This window comes from Streptomyces sp. NPDC005805, assembly GCF_040630445.1.
Classification (GTDB): Bacteria; Actinomycetota; Actinomycetes; order Streptomycetales; family Streptomycetaceae; genus Streptomyces.
The window spans coordinates 21,027-33,343 of the sequence record NZ_JBEXXN010000067.1; the positions used below are offsets into that span (position 1 = coordinate 21,027).

At 74.4% G+C, this 12,317-nt stretch carries 9 protein-coding genes; all 9 read left to right on the top strand.

Going from position 1 to position 12,317, the window contains the following annotated elements:
• The first annotated feature begins 17 nt into the window (after positions 1 to 17).
• Positions 18 to 1,370 carry a type VII secretion protein EccE gene (gene eccE / locus ABZ457_RS27085; protein WP_359162391.1) on the top strand — a complete coding sequence of 451 codons (1,353 nt, stop codon included), beginning with the start codon at positions 18 to 20 and terminating at the stop codon, positions 1,368 to 1,370.
• Complete coding sequence (locus tag ABZ457_RS27090) at positions 1,367 to 2,098, top strand: hypothetical protein (RefSeq protein ID WP_359162393.1); 732 nt, start codon at positions 1,367 to 1,369, stop codon at positions 2,096 to 2,098. The genes eccE and ABZ457_RS27090 overlap by 4 nt, the downstream gene beginning before the upstream one ends.
• A gap of 160 nt (positions 2,099 to 2,258) precedes the next feature.
• Positions 2,259 to 2,492: a DUF397 domain-containing protein gene (locus tag ABZ457_RS27095; protein WP_359162396.1), complete on the top strand. Its 234-nt coding sequence runs from the start codon at positions 2,259 to 2,261 to the stop codon at positions 2,490 to 2,492.
• Positions 2,493 to 2,808: 316 nt separating this feature from the next.
• Complete coding sequence (locus tag ABZ457_RS27100; RefSeq protein WP_359162399.1) at positions 2,809 to 6,189, top strand: SCO5717 family growth-regulating ATPase; 3,381 nt, start codon at positions 2,809 to 2,811, stop codon at positions 6,187 to 6,189.
• A 200-nt stretch (positions 6,190 to 6,389) separates the two neighbouring features.
• The gene (locus ABZ457_RS27105) at positions 6,390 to 8,258 is read left to right on the top strand and encodes an ABC transporter substrate-binding protein (protein ID WP_359162402.1); all 1,869 of its coding nucleotides are present in this window, start codon (positions 6,390 to 6,392) and stop codon (positions 8,256 to 8,258) included.
• Positions 8,259 to 8,261: 3 nt separating this feature from the next.
• The gene (locus ABZ457_RS27110; protein WP_359162405.1) at positions 8,262 to 9,320 is read left to right on the top strand and encodes an ABC transporter permease; all 1,059 of its coding nucleotides are present in this window, start codon (positions 8,262 to 8,264) and stop codon (positions 9,318 to 9,320) included.
• Entirely contained in the window at positions 9,317 to 10,258 is a 942-nt protein-coding gene (locus tag ABZ457_RS27115) for an ABC transporter permease (RefSeq protein ID WP_359162408.1), read from the top strand. The genes ABZ457_RS27110 and ABZ457_RS27115 overlap by 4 nt, the downstream gene beginning before the upstream one ends.
• Positions 10,255 to 11,235, top strand: coding sequence for an ABC transporter ATP-binding protein (locus ABZ457_RS27120; RefSeq protein WP_359162411.1), 981 nt, complete (start codon positions 10,255 to 10,257; stop codon positions 11,233 to 11,235). The genes ABZ457_RS27115 and ABZ457_RS27120 overlap by 4 nt, the downstream gene beginning before the upstream one ends.
• Positions 11,232 to 12,242: an ABC transporter ATP-binding protein gene (locus ABZ457_RS27125; RefSeq protein WP_359162414.1), complete on the top strand. Its 1,011-nt coding sequence runs from the start codon at positions 11,232 to 11,234 to the stop codon at positions 12,240 to 12,242. Before ABZ457_RS27120 ends, ABZ457_RS27125 begins: the two co-directional genes overlap by 4 nt.
• Positions 12,243 to 12,317: the final 75 nt, after the last annotated feature.

Below are 12,317 nucleotides of genomic sequence, written 5' to 3' on the forward strand. Positions count from 1 at the left end.
GAGGGGGCAACGCGGCGATGGCTACGGCGACGCGCACGCGGAACAGGCGCACCATCGCTCAGGGCTCCGGAAGTTCCCGACGGCAACGCAGCAACGACCGTCGGAGCCCGGAGGGCGCGAGCCCCGGCGCGCGCCCGGTCCCCCCGTCGCGGACGACCCTGCGGCCGCTGTCGCGGGCAGGCCGCGTCGGGCCGTTCCAGGTGCGTCAACTCGTGCTGGTGGAATCGGCGCTGGCCCTGGTGGCGGTCGGCTTCGTGCTCGGCGGGATGTGGCTGGTGCCGACCGGGGCCGTGGCCGCGCTGCTGGTGCTGCTGGCCGTGGTCCGCCGCCGGGGGCAGGCGATCCAGGAGTGGCTGGCCTCGGCCGCCGCGTTGCGCGCACGCACCCGCAACACCGAGCCCGCGCCCGCGGACGGCGACCCCTCGCTCGCGCCGGTCACCGAGAGCGTCCCCGGCTTCCGCGCCTCCCCTTATGTCGACCGCGACCGCCGCACCGTCGGGATGCTGGGGGACGGCTCCTTCCTCACCGCCGTGGTGCGCGTGGAGGCGAGCAGTGCCGCGCTGCGCCCGGCGGCCGGGGCGCGGGCACTGCCGCTCGCCCTGCTCGGGGACGCCCTGCGGGTCGACGACATCGAGGCGGACTCGGTGCAGTTGGTGCAGCAGGTGCGCCCGGCTCCCGCACCGCATCTGCCGCAGCAGTCGGTGGCGCGCCTCTCGTACGCCCCGCTCCAGGAGAAGACGGGCGCCCCGGCGCTGCGGATGACGTGGATCGCCGTGAAGCTGGACCCGGAGCTGTGCCCGGAGGCCGTCGAGGCGCGCGGCGGCGGGCTCGGCGGTGCGCAGCGCTGCCTGGCCCGGGTGGCGGACCATGTGGCCAGCCGGGTCACGGGCGCCGGCTTCCAAGCGTCCGTCCTCGACCAGGACGAGCTCAACTCGGCGGTCGCCACGGCCGCCTGCGCCTCGCCGCGTGCCGCCGCCCGGGCCGGGCGGCCGGACACCGCGCCGCAGCGGCGCACCACCGAGACCTCCCGGGTCTGGCGCTGCGACGACCGCTGGCACACGACGTACGCGGTCGGCCGGTGGCCCGAACTGGGCCGGGAGGCGACCCCGTTGCCCCGGCTGGTCGCCCTGCTCACCGCCGTCCCGGCGCATGCGACGACGATCAGCCTGGCGGTCCGGCGCGGGGCGCGGCAGGGCGCGATGGACATCAGCGGGCACGTCCGTATCACCGGCGGCTCGGACACCGAACTGGTCGGTGTGCGGCGGGCCCTGGAGCAGGCCGCGCGCGGCGCGAAGGTCGGGCTGCTGCGGCTGGACCGCGAGCAACTGCCGGGCGCACTGGCGACGATGCCTCTGGGAGGAACGCGATGACGGGCCGCGGCGCGACGACGACCGGGCCGAGGGGCGGGCTGCGGGGCCTGATCGGCCCCCGGCACCGGGGGCACTCGATCCCCGCGGACCATCTCGGCGCGCTCTCCCTGCCGGTGGGCGACGACGGCGTGGTCATCGGCGAGGACGCCGAGGGCCGGACCCAGATGGTGGGCTTCCACCGGTCCGTGCCCTACGAGGTGCTGCTGATCGGCGGTCTGTGGACGGCGCAGGTGCTGGCGCTGCGCGCGGCGGGCACGGGCGCGCGGGTGTCGGTGGAGACCGGACGCGCCCACGCCTGGACGACGCTGGCGCAGGCGGCCGGCGCGGGCCTTGAATGCATCACGCTGCACGACGTGGGGCGGGTCCCGCCGACGGGCGCGAGCGTGGGCAGTCCGGTGGTGGTGGTCCGGGACTGCGGGATGCGGCCGCCGCGCGGGCGGGTGGTCTCGGCGCCCTGGCAGTCGGTGCTGACGCTGCTCCCCTATCTGAGCCCGGTGGCGCCCCGTCTGATGCGCTCCTCGACGCTGGTCGGGGTGCAGCGGGTGTCCCCTCAGGAAGCCCAGCAGATCGGGCGGATACTCGGTCTGACGCGGCAGGAGGTCGACGCCCTGCCGACCCTGGCGGACGGTGTGACCCTGTGGTGCGCGGGCCGGGAGCGCCAGTGGGTGATGACGAGCGCGACGGACGCGGAGTCCGGGCTGCTCGGCATGCCCCGGCGGATGGACTGAGGGACGAGGGCGCACCGGGCGCGAACAGGGCCCGTACGCGGCCGCCCGGTCGGCGGACCGGGCACACTAGGATGCTGGTCGGTGACGCTGCGCGAGCATCAACTACGCGACGTCATGAGGCTTTTGAGCCGTTCATCCGGCCTCGACGAAAGGAACCCCGATGGGCAGCGCGCAGGAAAAGGACGAGCTGTACGCCTTGGACATCTCCGGCGTCGAATGGGAGGGCCCGCCCGGGACCAGCCCGGACGAGGAGCGCGTCGAGATCGCCCACCTGCCGAACGGGGCGGTCGCCATGCGCTCCTCGCTCGATCCGGACACGGTGCTGCGGTACACGGAGGCGGAGTGGCGGGCCTTTGTGCTCGGTGCGCGGGACGGCGAGTTCGACCTCAAGTGACGAGTCCCACCAGGGCCCGGTGACGTGTCGGGGCGGCAGGACCTCCGGGTCCCGAATGCCGAGTTCACCCCGATAGGCACCGGGCCGTTCTCACGCTTCGGACCGCCCGTGTCACACGCGGGCAGAAAGTGACGTGCGGGACTTGTCACGAGGGGCGGACGGGCCTGCCGGTGCGGTGTCGTTGGCGATTAGGGTGGGTGAGGGCGCGGCAGAAGAACCTTCGGACACGGCCCAGGGGAGAGCCGGGCCGATCCGACGTCAGCGGTCGCCCCCACCCACGACGGCACAAGGGTGCTCGACCACACCAGGAGGCACAGTGAACAGCGATCGGGACGACATCCACGGGGAGTGGAACCTTCCCGTCGACGAGTCCGACGCGGAGCCCGCGGAGCTGACGGGCGAGTTCACCATCGACTACACCCCGCCCGCCTGGTACACGCAGAACGCGTCCGGGGACGCCTCGGGGGGCGCCGGGTCCCAGTCGACCCCGCCTCCGCCGCCGCAGGGCGCGCCGGTCCAGGTGCCGGGGCTGCCCGCGGGCAGCGGCTTCGAGCCCCACTGGTCCCCGACGCCGCCCCAGCCGCCCGCCGCCCCGACGGCACCGCCCGTGACGCCTTCGACGCCCGCCGGGCCCGAGGCGCCTGCCGTGCCCGCCGTGCCCGCCGCTTCTGCGGCGCAGGACCCGGGGCCCGTCGCGCCGGGTCTCCCGCAGCAGCCGTCGCCCGCCGCCGCGCAGGAGCCGGGGCCGTACACGCCCGTCCCCGCGACGCCGTCGGCTCCCCCGGCTTCTCCGACTCCCCCGACTCCCCCGGCCACCCCGTCCGCTCCCGCGACGCCTCCGGCGGACGCGTTCGACAACGGCGACCTGGAGAGCGGCTCCACCATGCGCTTCTCCCCGGCCGCGCTCCGGCGCGAGATGGCCGGGCGCGCGGGGGACGAGCCGTCGCCCGACGCCGCCGCGACCGCGGCCGACGCCGACCCGGTCGCGGCGGGGAAGGCCGCCGACGAACCGGTCGCGCCCGCGCCGCAGGCGGAGGAGGCCCCGGTGGGCGACGCCGACGAGGTGCCGGCGCCCGTCGCCGACGAAGACAGCTCCGCCGACGCGACGACCGGCGCGCGGACCGCCGACGACGAGACCGCGCCCACCGCCGACGCGTCCCCGGACGACGACGCACCGGACTCCGCGCCCTCCGCGACCGCCGACAGCGACCCGGACAAGGCCCCGGTCGCCGACGGCTCGGCCGCCCCCGCCGACGAGCCCGCTGCGACCGCGACACCCGTCGACGAGCCCGCCGCCGACGAGCCGCAGGACGCCGTGCCCGCCGCGAGCCCGGCGTCCGACGCCACACCTCCCGCCGAGCCGCAGGACACGCCCCCGCCGGCCGTCCCCGCGGCCCCCGCGCAGGACGCCGTCCCGGCCGCCGAGCCCCAGGACGCGCCGCCCGCCGCGCCGCAGCCCTGGGCGCCCGCGCCCGGTGCCGTGCCGCAGCCCGGGTTGCCGCCCCTGCCGCCCGCCTACCAGCCGGCGGCCCCGGCCGCCGCGCAGCAGTGGCCCGGCACCGCGCCCACCGCCGACCAGTCCGCTCCCCCGCAGGGCCCGCCGGCTCCGCAGCAGCCCGCACCGGGCCCCGGCACGGGAGCCCCGTGGGCCCCGGCAGCCGCACAGGCCCAGCCCGGCGGCTACGGCTTCCCGCAGTCGGGCACGCCCGAACAGGCCCCTGGTGGCTACGGCTTCCCGCAGCAGAACGCCGCGCCCCCGGCCCCGGCTCCGCAGCCCGGCGGGTACGGCGTCCCGCAGCAGGGAGCAGCACCCGGCGCACCCGCCCCGCAGGGCGGCGGCTACGGCTTCCCGCAGCCCGGCCCGCACGGACAGCCCGGCGCGCCCGGTCAGCAGCCCCCGGGCGCCCAGGCCCCGGCGCCCGCACCGGCCCCCGCGAACCAGCCCCCCGCCCCCGGCGGCTACGGGTTCCCCCAGCCCGGCGCCCCGCAGCCCGGTGGGTACGGCTTCCCGCAGCAGCAGGCAGCCCAGCCGGGCCAACTCCCCCCGCAGGCCCCGGGCGCACACGCGCCCGGCCCGCACGCGCCCGGCATCCCGCCGCAGCCCGGTCCCGGCGGCCCCGCCGCCAACCCCGCCCCGGGCGGCCACGCCCCCGCCCCCGGTGCCGTCGACCCGCGTACCGGGGCCGCCTGGCCCAGCCCCGTCGCGCACGACCAGCGGGAGCGCTCGGTCCCCGGTGCTCCCCTCGGCTACACGGCCGCCGTGGAGCTGTCCTCGGACCGGCTGCTGCGCAACAACAAGCCCAAGCCCAAGTCCAGCCGGGGCCCGTCCGCCGCCAACCGCTTCAAGCTGGGCGGCAAGAAGGAGGAGGCCGAGCGGCAGCGGAAGCTCGACCTGATCCGCACGCCGGTGCTCTCCTGCTACCGGATCGCGGTCATCTCCCTCAAGGGCGGCGTCGGCAAGACGACGACCACCACCGCCCTCGGCTCGACGCTGGCCACCGAGCGGCAGGACAAGATCCTCGCCATCGACGCCAACCCGGACGCCGGCACCCTCGGCCGCCGGGTCCGCCGGGAGACCGGTGCGACCATCCGCGACCTGGTGCAGGCGATCCCGTACCTCAACTCCTACATGGACATCCGCCGGTTCACCTCGCAGGCGCCGTCCGGGCTGGAGATCATCGCGAACGACGTGGACCCGGCCGTGTCCACCACGTTCAACGACGAGGACTACCGCCGGGCGATCGACGTCCTCGGCAAGCAGTACCCGATCATCCTCACGGACTCCGGCACGGGCCTGCTCTACAGCGCGATGCGCGGGGTGCTGGACCTGGCCGACCAGCTGATCATCATCTCGACGCCCTCCGTCGACGGGGCGAGCAGCGCCTCGACCACGCTGGACTGGCTGTCCGCGCACGGCTACGCGGACCTGGTGCAGCGTTCGATCACCGTGATCTCCGGGGTCCGCGAGACCGGAAAGATGATCAAGGTGGACGACATCGTGGCGCACTTCCAGACCCGCTGCCGCGGTGTGGTCGTGGTGCCGTTCGACGAGCACCTGGCGGCCGGCGCCGAGGTCGACCTGGACATGATGCGGCCCAAGACCCGTGAGGCGTACTTCAACCTCTCGGCCCTGATCGCCGAGGACTTCGTCCGCGCCCAGCAGCAGCAGGGGCTGTGGACGGCCGACGGCAACCCGCCGCCGCAGGCCGCCCCGCCGATGCCGGGCCAGCCGATGCCGGGCCAGCCGATGCCGGTCCAGCAGATCCCGGGACAGCCGTGGCAAGGCGGCGGCGCCCAGCCGTACCCGCCCCAGCAGCCCCAGCAGCCCCAGCACCCCTACCCGCAGCACCCGCAGCACCCCCAACAGCAGCCCCAGCCCCCGCACCCCCAGCACGGCGGCCCCCAGCCCCCGCCGCACCACCAGCAGCAGCCGCACCCTCAGCAGCCGCAGGCATACGGCGTCCCCCAGCAGGGTTACCCGCCGCAGGGCTGGCAGCAGTCCCCGCCGTCCCAGGCGCAGTCCCCCACGACTCCCGCCGCACCCCCGCCGCCCGGCACACCGGGCGCACCCGCCGCACCCGCCGCACCCGGGCAGCCGGATCCGCACCCCGCCCAGCCGGATCCCAACTCCCCGCCGCCGCCCCCGGGATGGGGACAGCAGGGACCCCCGCAGGCGCCGCCAGCCCCTCAGCAGTAAGGCGGCAGAGGACTGGACCAATGAGGACCCGCATCGGCTCGACGATGCGGGTCCTCGGCGTATTCCCGCAGACCACACGGGGTTTGGGCGGCCGTTGACGCGGCATGACCTCACTGATAAACCTTCGCTTCACCAATTGGCGAACCCGAGATCACCAACCCGCCTTCTCCGAGCGAGTCATGACGCGAGGTCACCGTCCCATGGTCCACAAGGTTCCGCACCGCACCGTCCGGCCACGCCCCCGACCGCGGCGCGCCCTCGCCGCCTCCCTCGCCGCCGCGGTGCTCCTGGCCGGCGCGGTGGCCCCCCAGGCCCACGCCCGGCCCCCGGCCCAGCCCCAGGCACAAGCCCTCGCCGCCGCGGACGGCAAGAAGGTGCTGACGGTCGCGGTCTCGCAGAGCGTGGACTCCCTGAGCCCGTTCCTGGCCGCCCGTCTGGTGAGCACCTCCATCCACCGGCTGGCCTACGAGTACCTCACCAACTACGACCCCGAGGACGGCCGTACGATCCCCGGGTTCGCCACCGAGTGGAAGCCGTCCGCGGACAAGCTGACCTGGACGTACACCATCCGGGACGACTCGACGTGGTCCGACGGCAGGCCGGCCACCGCCAAGGACGCGGCCTGGACGTTCAACAAGATGATGAGCGACCCGGACGCGGCGACCGCCAACGGCAGCTTCACCGCCAACTTCGAGAAGGTCACCGCGCCCGACGCCCGGACCCTCGTCATCGAGCTGAAGAAGCCGCAGGCCACGATGACCGCGCTGGACGTCCCGATCGTGCCCAAGCACGTATGGGAGAAGGTCGGGGACTTCTCCGCCTTCAACAACGACAAGCAGTTCCCGATCGTCGGCAACGGCCCCTTCGTCATCACCGACTTCAAGGTCGACCAGTATGTGCGGCTGGCCCCCAACAAGGACTTCTGGCGGGGCGCGCCCAAGTTCGACGAGCTGGTCTTCAAGTACTACAAGGACGGTGACGCCGCGGTCGCGGCCCTGCGCAAGGGCGAGGTGTCCTTCGTCCAGGGCCTCACCCCCGCCCAGGCCACGGCGCTCGGGAAGACCGAGGACATCAAGGTCAACGACGCTCCCGGCCGGCGCTTCTTCGCCCTCGCCACCAACCCGGGCGCGCGGTCCAAGGACGGCAAGAAGTTCGGCAACGGCCACAAGGCCCTCCAGGACCCGGCCGTCCGCAAGGCCCTCTTCCACGCCACGGACCGCACCACCATCGTCGACAAGGTCTTCCAGGGCCACGCGGCCGAGGGCGAGGGCTACATCCCGCCGCGCTTCTCCTCCTACTTCTGGAAGCCCGGCGCGGCCCAGAAGATCGCCTACGACCCGGCGAAGGCGGCGCGGCTGCTGGACGAGGCGGGCTACCGGAAGAACGGCGGCGGCAAGCGGACCGGCAAGGACGGCAAGCCGCTCGACTTCCGCATCCTGTGCCACGCCACCGACCCCAACGACAAGGCCATCGGCAAGTACCTCCAGGAGTGGTGGGGCGAGCTCGGGATCGGCCTGAAGGTCGAGTGCCTGGACAACGTCTCCGACCCGTGGCTCAAGGGCGACTACGACCTGGCCTTCGACGGCTGGTCGGTCAACCCCGACCCGGACTTCGTGCTCTCCATCCACACCTGCGCCGCCCTGCCCGCCACCCCGAAGGACACCGGCGCCACGGACAACTTCATCTGCGACAAGCGCTTCGACGAGCTGTACGCGCGGCAGGCCGTCGAGTACGACCCGGCGAAGCGGGCGGCGCTGGTCAAGGAGATGGAATCCCGGCTGTACGACACGGGCTACATGAATGTCCTCGCGTATCCGAACGCGGTGGAGGCGTACCGTACCGACCACATCAAGTCGATCACGACGATGCCGAAGGCCGCGGGCAACATCTACGGGCAGGACGGCTACTGGAGCTGGTGGTCGGCCGAGCCCGCCGCGGCCGGGGAGGACTCCGGCTCGGGCCTCTCCACCGGGGTGGTCATCGGAATCGGCGCGGCCGTCGCCCTGGTCGCCGCCGCCGGTGTCCTCGTCGCGATCCGGCGCCGTTCCACCGTGGAAGACCGTGAATAGTCGATGAGCACGACGAGCACCACCGGCACACCGGCCGACGTGGCGCGGGCCCCCGAGGCCCGCGCCACGGGCGGCGGGGGCGGCGCCCGCGCCTATCTCGTCCACGCGGCGGGGAAGCTCGGCGGGGCGGCGGTCTCCCTGCTGGCCGTGCTGGTCACCAGCTTCTTCCTGTTCCGGATCATCCCGGGCGACCCGGTGAAGGCGATGACGCACGGCATGCCGACGTCCGCCGAGCAGATGGCCACCCTGCGGCGGCAGTTCGGGCTGGACCAGCCGCTGTGGCAGCAGTTCACCGACTACTGCGCCAAGGCCCTCACCGGCGACCTCGGGATGTCGTACCAGTTCCGCGCGCCGGTCGGTGAGCTGATCGCCGAGAAGGTGCCGGCGACGCTGCTGCTGACCGGCGTCGCCGTCCTCCTCTACTCGGCCCTCGGGCTGTGGCTGGGCACCCGCTCCGCGTGGCGGCACGGCAGCCTCGGGGACCGGCTGAACACCGGGGTGGCGCTCACCCTCTGGTCGGTGCCGTCGTTCTGGCTGGGGCTGCTGCTGATCATCACCTTCTCGGTGGGCGTCGGCCCGATTCCGGGCCTCTTCCCCACCGGGGGCATGGAGTCCGGCGACACGGAGGGCTTCGCCCGGGTGGTCGACATCGCCCACCACATGGTCCTCCCGGTGCTCACCCTGGTCGCCGTCGGCTACGCCCAGACCCTGCTGGTGATGCGTTCCTCGCTGCTGGACGAGATGGGCAGCGACTACCTGACCACCGCCCGTGCCAAGGGCCTGCGGGACGACGCCGTACGGCGCGGCCACGCCGTGCCGAACGCCCTGCTGCCGACCGTGACCATGGTGTTCATCAATCTCGGCCGCGTGGCGGCCGGTTCGATCCTGGTCGAGACGGTGTTCTCCTGGCCGGGCCTGGGCGGCCTGTTCTACCAGGCACTGAGCGTGCCCGATCTGCCGCTCGTCCAGGGCCTGTTCGTCGTCTTCGCGGGCGCCATGATCCTGATGAACCTCCTCGCCGACCTGCTGTATCCGCTGCTCGACCCACGGGTGGGCCGATGACCACGACTCCCACGTCCCCCGTGAAGCGGGCCGGGACCGACGCCCCGCAGTCCGCTCGCGCCCTCGCCCGGGCGCGCCGCCGGCGTTCGGCGGTCCGCTTCTGGGCGGCCTACCGCTCCCACCGGGCCGGGCTGTTCGGCCTCGGGGTGCTCGCCGCCATCGCCCTGACCGCCCTGGCCGCGCCCCTGCTCGTCGGCTCGGACGTGCAGAGCGTGACGAACGCCCCCGGCACCGCCCTGGAGTCCCCGAGCGGCGAATTCCCGCTCGGCACCGACCAGTTCGGGCGCTCCCTGCTCGGTCTGCTGGTGTGGGGCGCGCGGATCTCCCTGGTCGTCGGGCTGCTGGCCGCGGCCCTGTCGGTGGCCATCGGGACCCTGGTCGGCATCGTCGCCGGGCACTACGGCGGCTGGTTCGCCACCGTCCTGATGCGCGTCACCGACTGGTTCCTGGTGATGCCGGCGCTGGTGCTGGCGATCGTGCTCGCCACCGTGATGTCCCGCAGCATGTGGACGGTGATCGTCGCCATCGGGGTGACGAGCTGGCCGACCACCGCCCGGCTGGTGCGGGCGCAGACCATCGCGGTCGAGTCCCGCCCGTACATCGAGCGGGCCAAGGCCCTCGGCGGCGGGCACGGGCACATCATGAACCGCCATGTGCTGCCCAATGTGATGCCCCTGGTCCTCGCGCAGACCACCCTCGGCATCTCCAGCGCCATCCTCACCGAGGCGACCCTCGCCTTCCTCGGACTCGGCGATCCCACGGTGGTCTCCTGGGGCGGGATGCTCCAGGACGCGCGGGAGGCGGGCGCGGTCTCCTCCGGGCACTGGTGGTACCTGGCGCCGCCCGGCATCGCCATCGCCCTGGTGGCCCTGGCCTTCACCCTGTGCGGACGGGCCGTCGAGTCGGCGCTCAACCCGAAGCTGGGGGTGGCGCGTTGAGTGTACTCCAGGTCAACGACCTGCATGTCACCTACGGTTCGGGACCGGACGCGGTGCCCGCCGTGCGCGGGGTGGACCTCACCCTGGCGGCCGGGCGGAAGCTGGGGGTCGCCGGGGAGTCCGGCTGCGGCAAGTCGACCCTGGCCCTCGCCCTGCTGCGACTGCTGCCGCCCTCGGCGCGGCTGCGGGGCGAGATCCTGCTCGACGGCGAGGACGTGCTCACCATGAAGTGGGGGCGGCTGCGCGCGGTGCGCTGGGCGGGGGCGTCGATCGTGTTCCAGGGCGCGATGCACTCCCTCAACGCCGTGCACCGGATCGGGGACCAGATCGCCGAGCCGGTCCTGCTGCACCGCCGGGCCGCCACCGCCGCCGAGGCCCGCCGCCGGGTCGGCGAACTCCTCCAGCACGTCGGCCTGCCGGTGAGCCGCGCCGACGCCTATCCGCACGAGCTCTCCGGCGGCCAGCGCCAGCGCGTCATGATCGCCATGGCCCTCGCCTGCGACCCGCGGCTGATCGTCGCCGACGAACCGACCACCGCGCTCGATGTGATGATCCAGGCGCAGATCCTCCGGCTGATCGAACAGCTCGTCGCCGAGCAGGACATCAGCCTGCTGATGATCAGCCACGACCTGGGCGTCCTCGCCGACACCTGCGACGAACTGGCCGTGATGTACGCGGGCCGGATCGTCGAGGAGGGCCCGGCCCGCGCCGTCCACGAGGCCGCCCGCCACCCGTACGGCAAGGCCCTCTCCGCCGCCTTCCCCCGGATCGGCGACCCGGCCTCCCGGCGCGCCCCGCGCGGTCTGCCGGGCGACCCGCCGGACCCGGCGGCGCTCCCCGCCGGCTGCGCCTTCCACCCCCGCTGCCCGTCCGCGCTCGACGCCTGCGCCCACGAGGACCAGGTCCTCGCACCGGCGGGCGAGGGGCGGCGGGCCGCCTGTCTGCTCGTGACCCGGACGGAGGCCACACACCCGTGACCGAGACCACGGCCCCGCCCGCCCTGCTGGCCGCCGAAGCCCTGCACGTCACCTTCCCCGGCCGCCGCGGCGCGCCGGCGGCCCGCGCGGTCGACGGGGTGGACCTCGCGGTCGGCCCGGGTGAGATCGTCGCCCTCGTCGGGGAGTCCGGCTGCGGCAAGACCACCCTCGCCCGGGCCCTGCTCGGCCTGGTCGAGCCGACGGCCGGCCGGGTCTCCTTCGACGGCAGGCCCCTCGCCTACGGCTCCCGTTCCCTCAGGCAGTACCGCAAGCGGGTGCAGCTCGTCCTCCAGGACCCGAGCGGCTCCCTCAACCCCCGCCACACCGTCTACGACGCGGTCGCCGAGGGCCTGCGCATCCACGGCCACACCGGCGACGAGCGCACCGCCGTCGCCGAGGCCCTGTCCCGGGCCGGGCTCCGCCCGCCGGAGCGCTTCTTCCTCCGCTATCCGCACGAGCTGTCCGGCGGCCAGCGCCAGCGGGTGGTCATCGCCGGGGCGCTCGTCCTGGAGCCCGAACTGATCGTCGCCGACGAGCCGGTGGCCTCCCTGGACGCCTCCGTGCGCGGCGAGATCCTGGCCCTGCTGCTGCGCCTGCGGGACGAACTCGGGCTCTCCGCCCTGGTGGTGACCCACGATCTGGGCCTCGCGTGGAACATCGCGGACCGGGTGGCGGTGATGTACCTGGGCCGGATCGTGGAGTCGGGCCCGGTCGAGGAGATCCTGACCGCGCCCCGGCATCCGTACACCCGGGCCCTGCTCTCGGTGCTGCCCGAGTCCGGGACGCCGCCGGTGGTCCTCACGGGCGAGCCCCCGGACCCCACCCGCACCCCGGCCGGCTGCCGGTTCCATCCGCGCTGCCAGGTCCTCGCCTCCGGTGCGGCGGACGCCGTGGCGGGCGCCTGCCGCACCACGGACCTGCCGGTCCTGCCCGCGGCCCCGGCCGCCCGGGCGGCCTGCCACTGGGTGGCCGGCCCCGAAGCGGCTAAGAAAGTGTTGGGTAATTGATCAACTGCTGCTTGTAGTCGACGGTGGTGATCTTCGCGGTCTGAGAGTTCGCGAAGATCACCGTCATGTGTGTCT